At 62.5% G+C, this 18,000-nt stretch carries 16 protein-coding genes; 5 read left to right on the top strand and 11 right to left on the bottom strand.

The features are described 5' to 3' along the window. The first annotated feature begins 191 nt into the window (after window positions 1–191). Window positions 192–1,394 (top strand): zinc metallochaperone GTPase ZigA, encoded by a 1,203-nt coding sequence (gene zigA, locus VGO04_RS10665; RefSeq protein ID WP_327495927.1) that lies wholly within the window; start codon window positions 192–194, stop codon window positions 1,392–1,394. Then, complete coding sequence (locus VGO04_RS10660) at window positions 1,394–1,606, top strand: hypothetical protein (protein ID WP_327495926.1); 213 nt, start codon at window positions 1,394–1,396, stop codon at window positions 1,604–1,606. The genes zigA and VGO04_RS10660 overlap by 1 nt, the downstream gene beginning before the upstream one ends. Window positions 1,607–1,641: 35 nt before the next feature. Here the strand turns inward: VGO04_RS10660 and VGO04_RS10655 are convergent, their stop codons facing one another. Further along, the gene (locus tag VGO04_RS10655) at window positions 1,642–2,043 is read right to left on the bottom strand and encodes an RcnB family protein (RefSeq protein WP_327495924.1); all 402 of its coding nucleotides are present in this window, start codon (window positions 2,041–2,043) and stop codon (window positions 1,642–1,644) included. A 127-nt stretch (window positions 2,044–2,170) separates the two neighbouring features. Then, entirely contained in the window at window positions 2,171–3,799 is a 1,629-nt protein-coding gene (locus VGO04_RS10650) for a glycoside hydrolase family 43 protein (protein WP_327495923.1), read from the bottom strand. Between the two features lie 346 nt (window positions 3,800–4,145). Between VGO04_RS10650 and VGO04_RS10645 the strand changes: the two genes are divergently transcribed. The 3 genes from VGO04_RS10645 (at window position 4,146) to VGO04_RS10635 (ending at window position 7,095) form a co-directional block, all read left to right on the top strand. Next, the gene (locus VGO04_RS10645; RefSeq protein ID WP_327495922.1) at window positions 4,146–4,721 is read left to right on the top strand and encodes a TRAP transporter small permease subunit; all 576 of its coding nucleotides are present in this window, start codon (window positions 4,146–4,148) and stop codon (window positions 4,719–4,721) included. Beyond that, window positions 4,718–6,559: a TRAP transporter large permease subunit gene (locus VGO04_RS10640; protein ID WP_327495921.1), complete on the top strand. Its 1,842-nt coding sequence runs from the start codon at window positions 4,718–4,720 to the stop codon at window positions 6,557–6,559. The genes VGO04_RS10645 and VGO04_RS10640 overlap by 4 nt, the downstream gene beginning before the upstream one ends. A gap of 83 nt (window positions 6,560–6,642) precedes the next feature. Next, the gene (locus VGO04_RS10635; protein ID WP_327495920.1) at window positions 6,643–7,095 is read left to right on the top strand and encodes a hypothetical protein; all 453 of its coding nucleotides are present in this window, start codon (window positions 6,643–6,645) and stop codon (window positions 7,093–7,095) included. Window positions 7,096–7,212: 117 nt separating this feature from the next. Here VGO04_RS10635 and VGO04_RS10630 read toward each other — a convergent pair whose 3' ends face one another. The 9 genes from VGO04_RS10630 to VGO04_RS10590 form a co-directional block, all read right to left on the bottom strand. Continuing rightward, window positions 7,213–7,626 carry a cupin domain-containing protein gene (locus VGO04_RS10630; protein ID WP_327495919.1) on the bottom strand — a complete coding sequence of 138 codons (414 nt, stop codon included), beginning with the start codon at window positions 7,624–7,626 and terminating at the stop codon, window positions 7,213–7,215. Between the two features lie 197 nt (window positions 7,627–7,823). Further along, window positions 7,824–8,930 carry a TRAP transporter substrate-binding protein gene (locus tag VGO04_RS10625; protein ID WP_327495918.1) on the bottom strand — a complete coding sequence of 369 codons (1,107 nt, stop codon included), beginning with the start codon at window positions 8,928–8,930 and terminating at the stop codon, window positions 7,824–7,826. 283 nt (window positions 8,931–9,213) lie between these two features. Beyond that, on the bottom strand, window positions 9,214–10,242 hold the full coding sequence (gene mgrA, locus VGO04_RS10620) for an L-glyceraldehyde 3-phosphate reductase (protein WP_327495917.1): 1,029 nt from the start codon (window positions 10,240–10,242) through the stop codon (window positions 9,214–9,216). A gap of 160 nt (window positions 10,243–10,402) precedes the next feature. After that, window positions 10,403–11,440, bottom strand: a complete 1,038-nt coding sequence (locus tag VGO04_RS10615; RefSeq protein WP_327495916.1) for a hypothetical protein — start codon at window positions 11,438–11,440, stop codon at window positions 10,403–10,405. Between the two features lie 132 nt (window positions 11,441–11,572). Beyond that, entirely contained in the window at window positions 11,573–12,751 is a 1,179-nt protein-coding gene (locus VGO04_RS10610) for a Gfo/Idh/MocA family oxidoreductase (RefSeq protein WP_327495915.1), read from the bottom strand. A 15-nt stretch (window positions 12,752–12,766) separates the two neighbouring features. Then, window positions 12,767–13,528: a sugar phosphate isomerase/epimerase gene (locus VGO04_RS10605; protein ID WP_327495914.1), complete on the bottom strand. Its 762-nt coding sequence runs from the start codon at window positions 13,526–13,528 to the stop codon at window positions 12,767–12,769. A gap of 53 nt (window positions 13,529–13,581) precedes the next feature. Continuing rightward, the gene (locus tag VGO04_RS10600; RefSeq protein ID WP_327495913.1) at window positions 13,582–14,271 is read right to left on the bottom strand and encodes a D-lyxose/D-mannose family sugar isomerase; all 690 of its coding nucleotides are present in this window, start codon (window positions 14,269–14,271) and stop codon (window positions 13,582–13,584) included. A gap of 5 nt (window positions 14,272–14,276) precedes the next feature. After that, window positions 14,277–16,751, bottom strand: a complete 2,475-nt coding sequence (locus tag VGO04_RS10595; RefSeq protein ID WP_414650531.1) for a beta-mannosidase — start codon at window positions 16,749–16,751, stop codon at window positions 14,277–14,279. A gap of 87 nt (window positions 16,752–16,838) precedes the next feature. Then, window positions 16,839–17,933 carry an ABC transporter ATP-binding protein gene (locus VGO04_RS10590; protein ID WP_327495911.1) on the bottom strand — a complete coding sequence of 365 codons (1,095 nt, stop codon included), beginning with the start codon at window positions 17,931–17,933 and terminating at the stop codon, window positions 16,839–16,841. Between the last annotated feature and the right edge of the window lie 67 nt (window positions 17,934–18,000).

Genomic DNA, 18,000 nt, shown 5'->3' with positions numbered 1-18,000 from the left:
AATCTTCCGGCTCAATGACTTGGGCCAGCTGGTTTCCTGTGACGAGCACAGGAATGACGGCGGTATCGGACGTGCCTTTATCATCGGGGCCTCCCGATCAGAGGCCACCTTCCCAGCAGGCTGAGGCGGGCGATCGCGCTCGCCTTTTTTTAGCACAGCAAACGTTACGGTATAACATATAGGATACTCCGATGGAAAAGCTTCCCGTCACAGTGCTCTCCGGCTTCCTCGGCGCCGGCAAAACCACCCTGCTCAATCACGTGCTGTCCAACCGCGACGGCCTGCGCGTCGCCGTCATCGTCAACGACATGAGCGAGGTCAACATCGACGCCGCGCTGGTGCGCGATGGCGGCGCCGATCTTTCGCGCACCGAAGAGCAGCTGGTGGAAATGACCAATGGCTGCATCTGTTGCACGCTGCGCGACGACCTCCTCAAGGAGGTCCGCAACCTCGCCGAACAGAACCGCTTCGACTATCTGCTGATCGAATCGAGCGGCATTTCCGAACCGCTGCCCGTCGCCACCACCTTCGATTTTCGCGACGAGGACGGCGAGAGCCTCGCCGATGTCGCGCGCCTCGACACCATGGTGACCGTCGTCGATGCCGCAAATCTGGTGGCCGACTATTCCTCGCTCGACTTCCTTGCCGACCGTGGCGAGACGGCGGGTGAAGGCGACATGCGCACGCTGGTCGACCTGCTCGTCGAGCAGATCGAATTCGCCGACGTCGTCGTCCTCAACAAGGTCGGCACCGCCACGCCGGAACAGGTGGACGCCGCCCGTAAGATCATCGTCGGGCTGAACCCGGATGCGCAGCTGATCGAGACCGACTTCGGCAAGGTCAAGCTTCGAGACGTTCTCGGAACCGGCCGCTTCGACATCGTCAAGGCCGAACAACATCCGCTCTGGTACAAGGAGTTGAACGGTTTCAAGGAGCACGTGCCGGAAACCGAGGAATACGGCATCCGCTCATTCGTCTATCGCGCCCGCCGCCCCTTTGATCCCACGCGCTTCCAGTCCTTCCTCAATCGGTCCTGGCCGGGCGTGCTCAGATCCAAGGGCTTCTTCTGGCTCGCGACCCGCCCGCATTATGTCGGCGAGATCAGCCAGGCGGGCCCGCTGGTGCGCACCGGCAAGATGGGTCTCTGGTGGTCCGCCGTGCCGCAGGAACAATGGCCGCGTGAACCCGGCTTCCTGACGGCGGTCGGCCGCTACATCGATCCGGTCTGGGGCGACCGGCGCCAGGAGATCGTCTTCATTGGCGCGGATCCGATGGATGAAGCCAAACTTCGCGCCGAGCTCGACGCCTGCCTGATTGCGGACGAGAGCTTCCGTCCCGAACGCTGGCGCGATCTCGCGGATCCCTTCGCCAGCTGGTCGCCGCGGGCTGCCTGATGGCGGACGCCGCACGCGCCCCACGCCGCCCGCGCTTCATGTGCATGGCGCTCAGCGCCGCCGGCCGCCCGGTGGCGATGTTCGATCCGTTCCTTGGTGATGTCGCCGGGGAGGAAGAGGCGTTGGAGCCGCTGGGCGAAGTCGAGCGCCTGCTTTTCGGCGTGCGGCCCGGCGGCGGCGCGGCAAACCGCAATTGCGAAGGGGCGGCGTGAAAGCGCCACCCCTTCGATCATCGGTCCATCAAAGCTTACCGCGCCGCGGCCAGCCCGACGATGACGCCGGTTGCGAGGCTGATCAGCAGGAAGTCGTTGCCCGAGCGTACCCACTGCTGGCCACGCGGCGGCTGGCGGAGCTTGTAGTAGCGGTAGTCGCGCACCTGGGCCATGTGGCGGCGCTCTGCTGGTGACAGGCGATGACCGCGCGCCCAGCGTTCCTTCTTCTTGACGATCACCCGCTTTTCGATCGTGACATGCTTGTCGACATGCTTGTCGACGTGGCGATCCACGTAGCGATCGGAGTGCCGATCGATCGGGCGGCGCGTACGATCATAGTTCTGCGCCACCTCGAAGGATCCTGCCGGCTGAGCAAGGGCTGCCATCGGCGTGACCAGTACGGAACTGGCGATCAGGGCGATCAGGAGACGTTTCATCGGGGTGTCCTTTCGTTGTCTGCACCCCGAAACTAAGGCCCGCCACCTGAACCCAATATGAAAAGCTACATTAAAATTACGTAATGATATCCGCTATTTATTCGACATTCCTTACATAACAAGATTGCTATTCGACGGAGAGATTGACGTAGCGGAAGCAGTCGAAATCGGCCGAGTTTCCCGCCCCTGACGTGTCGAAGGCAAACAGGCCGGCAAAGGCGCCGGTGAAGGATCCATGTTCGCCACGACCGCCCTCGTCCGAGACAACGCCGGCATCAAGAACTGGGCCGACCACCTGCCAGCCGGCAGCACCAGCCGCCCGCCAGAAGAACTGAAGGTCGTTGTCGCGGACCTCCATGGCAAGCTCGATCGGCCCGCTGGGAATGGCGATACCGCTTGCGAGAGGAAACTCCAGACGCCCATGCGGGAAATCGCCGGGGCACGACAGAATCGTCAGCGTCCGTCCCAGCGTCTCGTGCAAGGTGACGCCGAGCGCGTGGAACTTGTGGCGGTTGTAGTAATGCGTCAGGCCAGCGACCTGCTGATAGGTTTCGGGCGCAAAATCCACCGTCGTTTCGGCACGGAAGGTGTGGTGTTCCTGCCGGCGCGCGACCAGCGCCTGCTCGAACCAGCTGCCGATGCTTTCACGACCGAAGAGGCGCAGATGCCCCGGCCGCCGTTCCAGCGAGAGGATCCGCTCCGGCTTTGGCGTGCGCAGCCACTGAAACTCGGCCGGAAGAGCGATATCGTCGAAGTTCGTCTCCACAACGCTCGGCAAAGGGATTTGCTTTACCGGCATCGGTGCCGGCACGAGCACTTCGGGCACCGGCCCGCCGTTTGCAAGGTAAAGCCAGCCATCGTCACGCCAGACGCATTTCTGTAGTGCCGTCTCTCGGCCAAGCGTGCAGCGTCGGTGCGGCGGCAGCGGCCGGCCGGTCAGATGGGTATGATAGGCCTGCCCATCCGGTGTCTCGACGTATTGGCCGTGGCCGGCGCGCTGCAGCATTGCTTCCGGGTGATCCTTCGACGTGATCAGATAGGTATCCGGGTGCATTTCGTAGGGGCCGTCGATGCTGCGCGATCGGGCCATGGTGACGGCATGGTCGTAGCCGGTTCCACCTTCGGCGGTCGTCAGATAGTACCAGCCGTTCTTCTTGAAAAGATGCGGCCCCTCGACAAGGCCGAGCGGCGAGCCGGCAAAGATGTTCTTCACCGGCCCGACGAGCTTGCGTGTGCGCTCGTCCCATTCCTGCAACAGGATGCCGTCGAAGGCCGGGTGCTTGGGCGAGCCGCCAAAGCTCTCGGTGCGATGGTTCCACTGCATGTTGAGAAACCACTTGCGCCCGTCGTCGTCATGAAAGAGCGAGGGATCGAAGCCCGAGGAATTCACGTAGACCGGATCCGACCAGGTCGCCTCGATCGCTTCGGCCGTCACAATGTAGTTGTGCGCGTCCTTGAAGTTGCCGTCGAAGCGTTTGACGTCGGTATAAACAAGCCAGAACAGCCCGTCGTCATAGGAGAGGCACGGCGCCCAGACGCCGCAACTGTCCGGATTGCCGCGCATGTCGAGCTGGCTTTTGCGCTCCAGCGGCCGGCGCACCAGTTTCCAGTTCACCAGATCGCGCGAATGATGGATCTGCACACCCGGATACCACTCGAAGGTGGAAGTCGCGATGTAATAGTCGTCGCCGACGCGGCAGATCGAGGGGTCCGGATTGAAGCCCGGCAGAATGGGGTTGCGGATCATGGCGGTCATGGTTTTGGCGTCCTCCCTTGGCGGCGCCATCCGACCTCAAAAATCATACAAATTCAAGACTGCAACGTTGCAGTAAATGGCGACACCGCACCGTTGCACCCTGCTTTCCACATCGATTCGTACGGTCGAGGTGCGCTTGAGAGGGACAGGTGGTCGCTCGGCTCCAAGACGCCGGCCAGGATTGCACAAACAATGGGCAGCGCGCCTGACCACCCCATTCAACTTTAGTCGGAGGCAGCCGAACTACATGGGAAAATCGCGCCTCAGGCTTGAACGCGCGCTTGAAATCGGCACTCTGGCTGTGCTTGGCACAACAACCATAATAGCCATCGCGGGGAGGAAATCGATGAAAGCTTTGCTCGGCTTCAGCCGACTTATAGACACGATCACGGAATTCATCGGAAAGAGCGTTTCCTGGTTCATCCTGGCGGCCGTGCTCGTCAGTGCCGGCAATGCCGTGATCCGCAAGATCTTCAACATGTCGTCGAACGCCTGGCTCGAGGCGCAATGGTACCTGTTCGGCGCCGCCTTCATGTTTGCTGCCGCTTATACGCTGAGCCAGAACGAGCACATTCGCATCGACGTGGTCTACGGCCAGTTTTCCCGCCGCGTGCAGCACTGGATCGACCTCTTGGGGCACCTGTTGTTCCTGATGCCCTTCGTGCTGCTGGTGCTCTACTACCTCTTCCCCTACGTGAAGATGTCCTACGTCTCGGGCGAAGTCTCATCGTCCGCTGGCGGCCTGATCATCTGGCCGGCCAAGGCCATCCTGCTTGTCGGTTTCCTGCTGCTCGCCTTCCAGGGCGTGTCGGAGATCATCAAGAAGATCGCGATCATGACCGGAAACATGGAAGACCCGACACCCTATGTGCCGACCCATGCGCCGCTTGACGATGTCGTGTCTCCGGAGACCCGTCCATGATCGAATTCATTGCTGAAAACCTGGCGCCGATCATGTTCGCGTCGCTGATCGTGTTCCTGCTTTTGGGGTACCCGGTCGCCTTCTCACTCGCCGCCAACGGCTTGCTGTTCTTCATCATCGGCGTCGAGCTCGCGCCCCTGTCCGATTCGATCAACCTCTCCTGGCCCCTGCTCAACGCGCTGCCGGACCGGTTCTGGGGGGTGATGTCGAACGACACGTTGCTCGCCATCCCCTTCTTTACCTTCATGGGGATCGTGCTCGAGAAATCGGGCATGGCGGAAGACCTGCTCGACACGATCGGCCAGCTCTTCGGCCCGATCCGCGGCGGCCTCGCCTATGCGGTCATCTTCGTCGGCGCGCTGCTTGCAGCCACGACAGGCGTCGTTGCCGCCTCGGTCATCGCCATGGGCCTGATCTCGCTGCCGATCATGCTGCGCTACGGCTATGACCGCAAGGTCGCTTCGGGCGTCATTGCCGCGTCAGGCACGCTTGCCCAGATCATCCCGCCGTCGCTGGTTCTGATCGTTCTTGCCGACCAGCTCGGCCGCTCGGTCGGCGACATGTATGCCGGCGCGCTGATCCCGGGCCTGGTGCTGACCGGCCTCTACATGGGCTATATCCTCTTGATGTCGTTCCTGAGACGCGACTCTATGCCGGCGCTGCCGCTCGAAGCCCGCACGCTCGGCTCCGGCGTCACCTCGCTTGCGATAGCTCTCGCGGTGGCTGCCGGCATCGCCTATGCCGCCCACGTCTATCTCTACCCGACCCAGGGAGAGAATGCCGACATCCTCGGCGGCACCGTTGGCGTCGCCTTCATCTACGTCGTCGCGCTCATCGACAAGAGCTTCAAGATCAACGCGATGTCCAGGCTTGCCCAGCAGGTCATCATCGTGCTGATCCCGCCGCTCGCCCTGATCTTCCTCGTGCTCGGCACCATCTTCCTCGGCATCGCGACGCCGACCGAAGGCGGCGCCATGGGTGCTGTCGGCGCGCTGATCATGGCGGCCGCCAAGGGCCGGCTCAACATGGACGTCGTGCGCGGCGCACTGACGGCAACGACGCGCCTTTCGGCCTTCGTGCTGTTCATCCTGATCGGTGCGCGCGTCTTCTCGCTGACCTTCTACGGCGTCAACGGCCATATCTGGGTCGAACATCTGCTGACGGCGATGCCGGGCGGCGAAACCGGCTTCCTCATTGCCGTCAACATGCTCGTCTTCTTCCTGGCCTTCTTCCTGGATTTCTTCGAGCTCGCCTTCATCATCGTGCCGCTGCTTGCGCCCGCTGCCGACAAGCTCGGCATCGACCTCATCTGGTTCGGCGTACTGCTCGGCATCAACATGCAGACGAGCTTCATGCACCCGCCCTTCGGCTTCGCGCTCTTCTATCTGCGCTCGGTCGCGGCCAAGGTGCCCTATCTGGACAAGATCACCGGCAAGAACATCCAGCCGGTCACCACGGCCCAGATCTACTGGGGTGCGGTTCCCTTCGTCTGCATCCAGATCCTGATGGTGGGCCTGACGATCATGTTCCCGCAGATGGTCATGCACTACAAGGGAACGGGCACTGCCGTCGATCCGAACACGATCAAGATCGAAGTTCCCGGCTTCGGCGGCGGTCTGGGTCTCCCGGACAACGGCGGCGGCCTCGGCCTTCCCGGCGGCCTGCAGCTTCCAGGCGGCAGCCCGCTCGACCAGAAGCCGGCCGACCAGGGCGGCGGCGCCCAGCCGCAGACGGCACCCTCCAACGACCTCAGCCAGCCACCGTCGTTTGGCACCCCGGGTGCTGAGCCGCAGACGGCGCCCTCAAACGACCTCAGCCAGCCGCCGTCGTTCAAGTAGGATGGCAGGCAGGTAGAAACAGAGAGGGCGGCCCACGGGCCGCCCTTTAGCGTTGAGACACTTGCCCAAGGGACCCTTGGCCAATGGCAGATATTCCGGAAAGCATGAAATCAGAGTTGGCCGCCTGGAACGACGGTCAGGGCATCGACCTACAGAGCTGGACCGCCTGCACCGGGAGCTTCGCGCTCGCCGTCGGCTATTCGGAAGTGTTCTCGCCGCGCTTCGTGGCGTTTGAACGATATATCTTGGTGGAGGGTTTCCATGTGGAAGTCCTACGCTCCTTTGAACGAAATCCTGAGGCAACGCGTCAATCTGTCGAATGGGTGATGAACCACATTCACATCGCCGAAATTCAACACGATGCGTGTGCAGACATCGCCGCCGACAAGCTGATCATCCTCGGCGAACGGTTGCGCGAAATCTACGAGGCTAAGCTCGCCTTCCAATTCCCTGATCGCAGATTCTGCGTCGAGTTTTGTCAGCCGGAAGATCCAGAGGAGTTCAGAGATTATCAGCTCAGCTTCTTCCAGACTTGAGCATCCGCCGGCCTCGCGAACCGCGTAACTCCGTACGGGCCCAGATTTGCGATCCACGTCTCAGCGCGCGCATCTCGGTCGGCTGGCTCACGACCACCCCTTCAATCCGCAGATCACTCACTCTATCCGCTTGGCAGGATTGTCGCGGTACCAGTCGACGATCATTGGCATCATCTCCTCGAATGGGCCGCCGACATAGACATTGAGAAGCCCCATCCGGGCCTCGCTCTCGTTCCTGAAGTCGTGCATCGTCCCACGCGGTATGACGAACAGCGAGCCCTTTGGCTTCTGATGCCAGGTGTCGCCGACGAGCACGCTTGCCGTGCCCTCGATCACGTAGAAGATCTCGTCATTGTCGTCGTGCTTATGGGCACCCGGCCCCTCGTGCCGGGCATCGAGCCACCATTCGGAGACGGAAAATCGACCTGCAGTTTCCGCGCCATCGGCTTTGAAGACGGCCTTGATCGCACCCATGTCGTAGCGGCGGCCCTCGTCGGGGCCGAGCACGACCGATTGGCCTTCGCTTGGCATTGCACCTTCTCCCTTTCGCTTGGCTCCCTTCGCCTGAGGCCGCAACCATACCACGAAAGCGCCGTTGCTCCGCGCGCCTGTTCTCTGATGCGGAGAGCGAAGACGGGCGGATTGGCCGGAGTTTGGCAGCAGAAACGCAAAGGCCGCCCGCGACGGATGTCGCGAGCGGCCCTTGATCATTACAGTCAGACTTAGGCTTAGATCTTGCCGCCGCGCTGCTGGATCATCATGAAGGTGTCGTAGTTGTACTCGGCGATCTGGGCGTTGAGGTAGTACTCGCCGCGGAAGGCCTTGATCGAATCCCAGATCTTCTTGAAGGTCGGGTTCGAGGCTTCCATCTCCGCATAGACTTCGTTGGCCTTGTCGAAGCAGGCCGAGAGGATTTCGGCGCTGAACGGGCTAAGCTTGGCACCGGAAGCCACCAGGCGCTTGATCGCCGAGGGGTTCAGGTAGTCGTACTTCTGCAGCATGTTCGCGTCGGTCGCCTGGCAGGCGGTGCGGAGCAGCGACTGGTAGTTCTTCGGAAGCGCTTCGAAGGCCGCCTTGTTGAACATGGCGTGGACCGTCGGGCCACCTTCCCACCAGCCGGGATAGTAGTAGTAGGGCGCGACCTTGAAGAAGCCGAGCTTCTCGTCGTCATAGGGGCCGACCCATTCGGCAGCGTCGATGGTGCCCTTTTCGAGCGCCGGATAGATGTCGCCGCCGGCGATCTGCTGCGGCACGACGCCGAGCTTCTCGACCACCTTGCCGGCGAAACCGCCGATGCGCATCTTCAAGCCCTGCAAGTCGGCGACCGTCTTGATTTCCTTGCGGAACCAGCCGCCCATCTGAACCCCGGTATTACCGTTGGGGAAACCGACGAGGCCCTGCGTGCCGAGGAATTCATTGAAGAGGTCGATACCGCCTCCATGGTAGTGCCAGGCGTTCATGCCACGCGCATTGAGCGCGAAGGGAACGGCAGCACCGAGCGCCCAGGTTGGGTCCTTGCCCCAGTAATAGTATGAAACCGTGTGGCAGGCTTCGACCGTACCGGCAGCCGCGGCATCGGCAGCCTGCAGGCCCGGCACGATTTCGCCGGCGGCAAAAACCTGAATCTGAAAAGCCCCGTCGGTCGCTTCCGAGACGTGTTTCGCCAGCACTTCGCCGCCGCCGTAGATCGTGTCGAGCGACTTCGGGAACGACGATGCGAGACGCCAGTTGACCTTCGGGTTTGCCTGCGCGATGGCCGGCGTTGCAAGTGCTGCGGCACCGGCTGCGGCCAAGCCGCCAAGGCTTGCGTTTTTAATGAATGAACGGCGGTCCATGGTTCCTCCCTATTCGCGCCGAGGCAGTCTTCGGTACAGCTCCCACTGCACCGCCACCCGTTGGGACCGTCGCCGCTTCCGGCGGAGATCGGTTCCCATCCTGCTTTTTCCACCGTAGCGCGCGTGACGAAGCACGTGCAAACCAGCGGCATGAGCGCACCTTACACGCTCGCGGGTCCAAGTCCAGAAGGCGCTTTCCGGCACACATTCGACTTTTGTCTAATGCGCCGGAAAGCGATGGCTTTTGCCTAAAATGCAGGCAAATCAATGTTTTCAGCAGAACTTAGAGTTCGGCTGAAGAGGCCCACAGGTTGATGTCGGCCTCACGTGCATAGAGATCGATCTCGGCCAGTTCTTCCGCCGTGAACGTGTCGTTTTCCAGCGCCTTGACGCAATCGACGATCTGCTCGGAACGGCTGGCGCCGATCAGCGCCGAGGTGATGCGGCCGTTGCGCAGCACCCAGGCAAGCGCCATCTGCGCCAGCGTCTGACCACGCTTTTCGGCAATGCCGTTGAGCTTGCGGATGTTGTCGATGATTTCAGGGCGAATGAAATCCTTCTTGAGGAAGTGGTTCTGAGCCGCCCGGCTGTCGGACGGGATGCCACCGAGATACTTCGTCGTCAGCATACCCTGGGCCAGCGGCGAGAAGACGATCGAGCCGATGCCGAGGTCTTCGAGCGTGTGGATCAGCCCGTCGTCCTCGATCCAGCGGTTGAGCATCGAATAGCTCGGCTGGTGGATGAGGCAGGGCGTGCCGAGATCCTTCAGGATCGCTGCCGCCTCGCGGGTGCGCTGCGAGTTGTAGGACGAGATACCGACATAAAGCGCCCTGCCCGACCGCACGATATGGTCGAGCGCACCGCAGGTTTCTTCCAGCGGGGTCTCTGGGTCGAAGCGGTGCGAATAGAAGATGTCGACATAGTCGAGGCCCATGCGCTTCAAGCTCTGGTCGCAGGACGCAATCATGTACTTGCGGCTGCCCCACTCGCCATAGGGGCCGGCCCACATGTCATAGCCGGCCTTGGACGAGATGATCAGTTCGTCGCGCAGACCGGCAAAGTCCGTGCGCATGATCTCGCCGAAGGCGGTCTCGGCCGAACCCGGAGGCGGACCGTAGTTGTTGGCAAGGTCGAAATGGGTGATGCCGAGATCAAACGCCGTGCGGCACATGTCGACCTTGCGGTCATGTGGCGTGTCGCCGCCGAAATTGTGCCAGAGCCCGAGCGAGATTGCCGGCAACTTCAGGCCGGAACGGCCGACGCGGTTATACTTCATGGTGTCGTAGCGGTTTTCCGCCGGTAGCCAGGTCATCGCAAATCCTCCGCGATCGGGTGCAGGTGGCGGAAAGTCCGCCGTCCAGGAAATTCAAAGGTTTCCGCAGTGTGCCTCGGAAACTCAGCAGGCCAAGCTCTAGCGCATATGCCGAGCACCCGGAATCCTCAATCGAGGCGTTGCGCACAGTTTCCGGACGTCAAGGCTGCGGCACGAGGAGGCGATCATCGTGAACTTCGAAATCCGGCTTCGGCTTGCGCCCGGTGACGAGTGCGGGTTTCGACAGAAGCTTCACGGGCAGCGGAAAAGGCAACTGGCGCCCCGCGCTTTCTATCCGCTCCTTTTCGCTGAGCATCATGTCGAGCAGAGCCTTGTTGCCTTCGTCGGTGCAAAGCCGGTCTGGCGCAAAAAGATGGTGCCCGAAACTCTCCTCCTCCGATCGTTTGCCTATCATGGCTAGAAGCCTGACCTCGCTCGAAACGGACGCGTCGGCCTCTCCGCCCGCGTGCCATCGTTGTCCGCCCGAGGCCATGTCCATCGCGACATCCGGCTGCATGAGGTGGAGGATGAGAACGGCCGTCGATGCGTCGCATTCTTCCTGGCTGACGACCCAGAGTAGGATGTCGTAAATTTCCGGATGGTCCCAGTTGAGTTCGGGCAGCAGGTGCCACATGTCGGGATCACGCGGCGCTGTGTTTTTCAACCATTCGAGAATGCCAGCGATCGGCAGGGCGTCGAACACCGGACGGCTCTGGCGCTCACCGCTCTCGTCGATCGCAGCGGAACGTTTGCTTGTGTCCGCGCGCAATGTGGTTTCGCGAACGGGAGGCGCTGACGTCTCGCCCTGCAGGAGGTCGCGCAACTGCCGGAAAACCGTCTGCTCCTTCGCGCTCAGCCGGCGAAGAGTTTTGTTGAATTGCCTGTCCGTCAGGATGGTCGCCGCCTGCGCCAGTTCCACCGCGCGCATCTCACGCCCGCCGAGTTCAGCAAACGTCGGCGGAGGGCCTGCGCCCCTGCCGTCAGCGATGGCCTCGACAACGGTCAGCACGGCATAGCCCCCCTGTGGGCCAAGCGACACGGCGAGCGGATCGGCAATCAGCTGGGCTCGAGCAGCACCATACGCTTCCCGAGCCTCGCCAAGCGCGCGGTTCACATTTCGGCGGTTGACATGGCGGTAGACGAGAACACCGATTGCCAGAACGACGACTGCACTCCAAAACAACGTCTCGATGCGCATATGCAGACCCCTGATTGCGTCCGCATCAGTCTTAGCGATCATGCCTTGCAATGGAATTAACCGCGTCGCTCATGCCATTCAAAGCGTCGAGAGAGACGGACGCTCGGGTGGACCGAGCGTCCGCACCGGCGATCAAGAAGCTGCGGAACGCCTGCTCTTTGATACCTCTGCCTCTGCCTCGCGCAGCAGCGCCCTCGCCTCCTCGATGCCGAGAGCGGCTGGCTGGGTGCAGGTGGTGGAGAGGTCTATGAACCGCCCCTCCTCGCCGGATTTCAGGATCGACACCATGACGTCGACGCCGTGCAGTGCGCGGTCGAGCGAGCAACGGGCGTCGCGGCCTTCCAGAATGGCGAGCGCCATGTCGGCAAGGCCGGCGGTGCGGTAGTTCGCCATCGGTCCCTGCGGATGCTCCTGGTTGGGAACGCCGAAGGGATGGTCCCAGGCCTCGAGCGGCTCGATCTTCTTGTCGCGGCCGCTTGCCTCCACCGTGCCGCCAAAGAAGTTCGGATCGGGCACATAGAGCGAACCCTCGGTGCCGTAGAGCTCCATGTTGGCGTGGCGGTGCGACCAGACATCCCAGCTTGCCGACAGCGTGATCGTCGCGCCGTTCTCAAATTCGAGCAGGGCATGGATGTTGGTCGGCGTCTTGACCGGGATCTCCTCGCCCTTGCGCGGCTCGCTGGTGATGGTGCGGGTCGGGTTGGCCATGGTGGCGAGAGCCGCCACGCGCTTCACCGGTCCGATCAGATTGATCAGGTTGGCGATGTAATAGGGGCCGAGATCGAGGATCGGGCCGCCGCCGGGCAGGAAGAAGAAGTCCGGGTTCGGATGCCACATCTCCATGCCCGGGCTCATGACGTGGCAAGTGCCCGAGGTCACCCGGCCGATCTTTCCGGCGTCGACATAGCTGCGGGCCAGCTGGTGTGCGCCACCGAGGAAGGTGTCGGGCGCGCAGCCGACGGAAAGCCCCTTGGCTTTGGCGATCGCCCGGAGCTCCTCGCCCTGTTCGAGCGAGAGCACCAGAGGCTTCTCGGAATAGACGTGCTTGCCGGCTTCGAGGATCGCCTTCGACACCGGATAGTGCGCGTCCGGAATGGTCAGGTTGACGACGATGTCGACATCCGGGTTGGCGAGCAGCGCTTCGATGCTCTGGGCTTTTACGCCGTATTCGGCTGCCCGCGCCTCGGCCGCTGCCGGGTTGATGTCGGCGCAGGCGACGACCTTGATACCCTTAAAGAGCGGCGCGAGCTTGAAGTAGGTGGTGGAGATGTTGCCGCATCCGATGATGCCGACGCCAAGTTCCTTGGTCATGGATGAACCTGCTTCTCAATAGGATTGGATGGAGGCGAGCGAACGCTTGGCGAAACGCTTGAAATCGCTCGGGTTGTCGTGCTCGGCAATGAAGTAGCGGGCCTTAGTGCCGGAAAGCGCTGCAAACAGGCCTTTCCAGTCGACGGTACCCTCGCCGACATCGGCCCAGCCGTCCTCGTCCTTCTTCTCGCCCGAAGGCGCGATGTCCTTCACATGCACGGCGGTGATGCGATTGCCGTATTTCTTGATCCAGGCGATCGGGTCGGCACCGCCGCGGATGATCCAGGCGATATCGGCTTCCCAGGAAAGATCCGGTCCGCCTTCGAAGATCAGGTCCTGCGGGATGCTGCCGTCGGGAAGGGCAACGAATTCGAAGTCGTGGTTGTGCCAGCCGAAGATCAATCCGGCGTCGCGATAGGGCTTGCCGGCCTTCTGCAGCCGCTCGCCGAAGGCACGCCAGCCTGAGGCATCCGTCGGGCGCTGGTCGGGCATGAGATAGGGGCAATAGATCGCCTTGATGCCGAGCGCCTTGGCGATGGCAAGCACGCGACCCGGATCGCTTTCGAGCATGTCGAGGCCAAAGTGCGCGGTCGGCATGGCAAGACCGTTCTCGTCGAGGCCCGCCTTGAAGCTGGCGATCTCGGCATCGGTGAGTGCGGCGTAAAGCGCGCCATAGCCTTCGACCTGGCTGTAGCCGGCTTCACCCAACGCCTTCAGCACATTGGCGAAAGGCGGGAAGTTGCGGGCGCTATAGAGCTGGAAACTGACGTTCTTCATGAATTCCTCCTCGAAAGTTCACTTGTCCTTGGGGGTTCTTGGGGGTTTTGGGATCACTTCAGCCAGGTGTCGTAGTCCGACACCAGCAGGTGGGTGGGAGCGCTGTCTTCCTCGATCGCCGAGAAGCGACCAACCGGTTCGCGGAAATAGTTGTCGGTGAGATCGTCGTTGACGGTCGAAACCTCGCCCATCAGCACGTCGGCGCCTTCGGCCCAGAAGGCATGCCAGTTGCCGGGAAGCAGCGTGACGCTCTCGCCGGCCTTGAGCTTCAGGAGGTCTCCAGCCTTCAGCGTGCGCAGCCGCGCATCGGTGGCGACGACCACGTCGCTCTCCTCGTCGACCGATCCGTCGGGCCTGGAATTGTACATCTGCAGCACCAGCGAACCGCCGCCGCGATTGATGATGTCCTCGGTCTTCAGCGCATGGCGATGCAGCGGATTGACCTGATCCTTGGCGGTGATCATCAGCTTTTCGGCATAGACCATGCCGTGCCCGGTCTTCAGGTTGGCGGCCTTGCCGTTGCGCAGCGTGAAAAGCACGAGGCCAAGCTGGTCGAAGCGGCCCTTGCCGTAATCGGTAATGTCCCAGCCGAGCCGGGCATCGAAGATCGTCGGGCTGTCGGACCTGACACGCACCTTCAACTGCTCCGGCGACCAGTAGGCAAAGGGCGGCAGCGTGAAGCCGAAACTCTTCATGAAGGCATCGCTCTCGGCGATGATGTCGTTGACATGGCTGCGTTTCATGGCGGTCAACCTTTTCCCTGGCAGGATTCGAGATCGAAGGCGGCAAAGCGCGGAAGCTCGCCCCGGCCAAGCGGCGCCTTCGGCGTGAAGCGCACGACCTTCGTTTCACCGGCCAGCAGATCGAAGGCGTTGTCGGAGTAGCGCCCGGCGACATCCGCCTCGACCATCACATGCAGTGCCAGTCCGCTCGCCTTGACGGTCACATCGAATGCGCCCTCACCCGCCGGCACAACGTCGAGCGTCAGGCCTGACGGTTGCAGGTCGAGCGCCTTGTAGGTGCCGTTGACGTGGTGCCCCTCGCCGCGCATGCCGTTCGAAGCCTCGAAGGACCAGAACAGGAGGTCGCCCTCGGGAATGTCGAATGCGGCAATCGTCACCAGCGTCGCGGCCCGGTCCGGGCTGCAGGTGCCGGCAGCCGCCGTCAACGGCGTGCGCCGGCCGTCGAGCGAAACCAGGAACGTTTGAAGCTCGACGGTGACCGGCTCGGCCGTGTCGTTGACCATCGAGAAGGTGATCTCCTTGCCGTCAGCGGAAGGAATGGCGGCGACCGAGACCGGCAGGAAGAAGCGGCGCACCATATAGTGCATCGCCTTCCAGCTGCCGCCATAGTCGAGGCTCGACCAGGAGGCGACCGGCCAGGTGTCGTTGAGCTGCCAGTAGAGCGTGCCCATGCAATGGGGCTTCAGCGAGCGCCAGTAGTCGACGGCGGTCTTGATCGCCAGCCCCTGCTGGATCTGGCTCAGGTAGACGAAAGCCGGGAAATCCTTGGGGAAGCGGAAATAGCGGAACATCGTGCCGGCGATGCGCTCGTTGCCGCCGACATTCTTCTGGTGGCTCTCGATCACGGGTGAAGCGATGTTGAGGTCCTTCTCGGCCGCAAACTGCCGGATGACCGGCATGGAGGTGTAGGACTGGAACCCGAACTCCGAGCAGAAGCGCGGGCGCACGGTGAGGTAATTGTCGAAGGACTTGTTCTCGTGCCAGACCGACCAGTAGTGCATGTCACCCGAGCCATCGGCATGCCAGGCGTCGCCGAAGTCGAGATAGCCGGATGCCGGGCTCGACGGCCACCAGATCGCCTCGGGCAGTGCCGCCTTCAGCGCCACCTCGATGGTGCGGTTCAGCCGGTCATAGGAGACGAGATAGCGGTCGCGGTCCTTGCGCGGCTCGTCGAACCAGGTGAGCGCGCCGACGAGCTCGTTGTCGCCGCACCAGACCGCGATCGACGGATGCGACGACAGGCGCTTAGCCTGGTAGTCCACTTCGGCGGCAACATTCTCGAGGAAATCCGGCGTCGAAGGGTAGAGGTTGCAGGCGAACATGAAGTCCTGCCAGACCATGAGGCCCAGCCGGTCACAGAGATCGTAGAACCAGTCCGGCTCGTAGAAGCCGCCGCCCCAGACGCGGATCATGTTCATGTTGGCATCGACCGCCGAGGTCAGCAGATCCTCGACGCCATCAGATGTCACCCTTGAGGCGAGCGCGTCGGCCGGAATCCAGTTGGCGCCCTTGCAGAAGATCTCGCGGCCGTTGACGCGGAAGGCAAAGCGGCTGCCGGCTTCGTCCTTGTCGGTCAGAAGCTCGATGATGCGAAAGCCGATCTGGCGCGTGACCTGCTCCTGCGGCACTTCCACCGTCAGCCGCGACAGGTGCTGCTCGCCACTGCCCGCCGGCCACCAGCGCTTCGGCTTGGCAACACTGAAAACATGAGTGATGCGCGTCTCGCCCTTGCCGACGGCGCAATCGAGACGCTCGCGGTCTTCGTCGAGCGAAAAATGCACGGGCACGATGCCGGGGCCATCGGCAAACAGCATCGCCGTCACCACCAGATCGACCGAACCGTCGTCGAGCCAGACCTGCTTCGTCGTTACATGCTCGATGCGGGCGATCTCCAGCCGGCGAAGCGCGATCTCGCCATAGACGCCGAGCGGCGCGATCGCGAGGTTCCAGTCCCAGCCGAAATGGCACTGGGGCTTGCGCAGCATGTTGCCGTTGGCGATCGGCGAGTTGCCGGGATGATAAGGCACGTAGAACGGCTGCTCCGCCTGCCGCCGCGCGCCCTCCGCTATCGAGGAATGCAGGACGATGCGGATGCGGTTTTCACCGGCGACCAGCGCCTTCGAGACATCGGGACGGTAACGGCGGAAGCAGTTTTCGGCTTCAAGCACGGGCACGTCGTTGACGGAGACGGAGGCAACCGTGTCGAGGCTTTCGAGGTCCAGATACCAGTAACCGGCAAGATCCTGCTCCGCGACCGACACCGTGCGCTCGATCACCCAGTCCTTGTGCGCCACCCATTGCACGTCGTTCTCGTTGCAGCCGACATAGGGATCGTCGATCACGCCGGCCTTCAGCAGAGCCGAATGCACGTCGCCCGGCAGCGCGATCGTCAGCGCATGGCTGTTGTCGACGGAGCTGAGCTGCCAGTCCCCTGCAAGGTCGAGACGGATGGCGGTGCGGGTAAAATCCTCAGAGAGCATGCGCATGGTTCCATTGATCGACCGGCGACGCCGGCACTGTCATTGCTGGGAAGCGCCGGACCGTTCCGCCCGGCGCGCCCCTGTCCTTTACAACCGGTTCTCGCTTGTCGCATCGAAGATCGAGGCGACAGCCATGTCGAAGGAGAGCGTGACGGCCGTGCCCGGCGCGTAACGCCGCTGGCCGGCGATGCGCACGGACATCGACTGTCCGGCGAGCTTGAGCCAGAGCAGGTTGTCGGCGCCCATCGGCTCCTCGATATCGACGACCGCCCGGTGCGATGCCGCCGCCCCGCTTGCCGCCTCGTCGACGCGCACATGTTCGGGGCGCAGGCCGAGCACGACCTTCTGTCCGTTGACGAAGGGTGCGCGCGACGGATAGGCCGACACGTCGAAATCGACGCCGTTCACGTGAACGTAAGCGCGCTGGTCGCGAAGCTGCAGCTCGCCGCGGAAGAAGTTCATCGACGGCGAACCGATGAAACCGGCGACGAAGAGGTTTTCCGGCGCGTTGTAGATCGTCATCGGATCGGCCAGCTGCTGGATGACGCCGCTCTTCATGACCGCGATACGGTCAGCCAGCGTCAGCGCCTCGATCTGGTCGTGGGTGACGTAGATCATCGTGTTCTTCAGCGACTGGTGCAGCCGCTTGATCTCGACGCGCAGCTCCGAGCGCAGCTTGGCGTCGAGGTTGGAGAGCGGCTCGTCGAACAGGAACACGTCGACATCGCGCACCAGCGCCCGGCCGATCGCCACGCGCTGGCGTTGGCCGCCCGAGAGTTCCGAGGGTTTACGCTTCAGAAGCGGCTGGATCTGCAGGATCTCGGCGGCGCGGCTGACCCGCTTGTCGATCTCTTCCTTCGGCACTTTCGCGACCTGCAGGCCGAAGGAGAGGTTCTTCTCCACCGACATCTGCGGATAGAGCGCATAGGACTGGAACACCATGCCGATGCCGCGGTCCTTGGGTTCCTCCCAGGTGACGTTCTTGTTCTTGATGAAGATCTGCCCCTCGCTGACGTCGAGCAGGCCGGCGATGCAGTTGAGCAGGGTCGACTTGCCGCAGCCGGACGAACCGAGCAGCACCAGGAATTCGCCGTCCTTGATGTCGAGGTTGAGCGTGTCGAGCACAGTGACGGCACCGAAGCTCAACGACAGGTCTTTTACCGATACGCTGACGTTTTGCATGTTGTTACCCTTTCACTGCGCCGGCGGCGATGCCGCGGACAAAAAGCCGTCCGGAGACGAAGTAGAC

The sequence above is a fragment of the Ensifer sp. genome, from assembly GCF_035999185.1.
Lineage (GTDB): Bacteria > Pseudomonadota > Alphaproteobacteria > Rhizobiales > Rhizobiaceae > Ensifer.
The sequence above is the reverse complement of the archived record's forward strand: the minus strand, read 5'-3'. Positions and strand labels throughout refer to the sequence as shown.

What these genes read in the sequence shown, in the direction of transcription:
- zigA (WP_327495927.1), top strand. Translation starts at nt 192, where the DNA reads ATGGAAAAGCTTCCCGTCACAGTGCTCTCCGGCTTCCTCGGCGCCGGC.
- VGO04_RS10660 (WP_327495926.1), top strand. Translation starts at nt 1,394, where the DNA reads ATGGCGGACGCCGCACGCGCCCCACGCCGCCCGCGCTTCATGTGCATG.
- VGO04_RS10655 (WP_327495924.1), bottom strand. Translation starts at nt 2,043, where the DNA reads ATGAAACGTCTCCTGATCGCCCTGATCGCCAGTTCCGTACTGGTCACG.
- VGO04_RS10650 (WP_327495923.1), bottom strand. Translation starts at nt 3,799, where the DNA reads ATGACCGCCATGATCCGCAACCCCATTCTGCCGGGCTTCAATCCGGAC.
- VGO04_RS10645 (WP_327495922.1), top strand. Translation starts at nt 4,146, where the DNA reads ATGAAAGCTTTGCTCGGCTTCAGCCGACTTATAGACACGATCACGGAA.
- VGO04_RS10640 (WP_327495921.1), top strand. Translation starts at nt 4,718, where the DNA reads ATGATCGAATTCATTGCTGAAAACCTGGCGCCGATCATGTTCGCGTCG.
- VGO04_RS10635 (WP_327495920.1), top strand. Translation starts at nt 6,643, where the DNA reads ATGGCAGATATTCCGGAAAGCATGAAATCAGAGTTGGCCGCCTGGAAC.
- VGO04_RS10630 (WP_327495919.1), bottom strand. Translation starts at nt 7,626, where the DNA reads ATGCCAAGCGAAGGCCAATCGGTCGTGCTCGGCCCCGACGAGGGCCGC.
- VGO04_RS10625 (WP_327495918.1), bottom strand. Translation starts at nt 8,930, where the DNA reads ATGGACCGCCGTTCATTCATTAAAAACGCAAGCCTTGGCGGCTTGGCC.
- mgrA (WP_327495917.1), bottom strand. Translation starts at nt 10,242, where the DNA reads ATGACCTGGCTACCGGCGGAAAACCGCTACGACACCATGAAGTATAAC.
- VGO04_RS10615 (WP_327495916.1), bottom strand. Translation starts at nt 11,440, where the DNA reads ATGCGCATCGAGACGTTGTTTTGGAGTGCAGTCGTCGTTCTGGCAATC.
- VGO04_RS10610 (WP_327495915.1), bottom strand. Translation starts at nt 12,751, where the DNA reads ATGACCAAGGAACTTGGCGTCGGCATCATCGGATGCGGCAACATCTCC.
- VGO04_RS10605 (WP_327495914.1), bottom strand. Translation starts at nt 13,528, where the DNA reads ATGAAGAACGTCAGTTTCCAGCTCTATAGCGCCCGCAACTTCCCGCCT.
- VGO04_RS10600 (WP_327495913.1), bottom strand. Translation starts at nt 14,271, where the DNA reads ATGAAACGCAGCCATGTCAACGACATCATCGCCGAGAGCGATGCCTTC.
- VGO04_RS10595 (WP_414650531.1), bottom strand. Translation starts at nt 16,751, where the DNA reads ATGCTCTCTGAGGATTTTACCCGCACCGCCATCCGTCTCGACCTTGCA.
- VGO04_RS10590 (WP_327495911.1), bottom strand. Translation starts at nt 17,933, where the DNA reads ATGCAAAACGTCAGCGTATCGGTAAAAGACCTGTCGTTGAGCTTCGGT.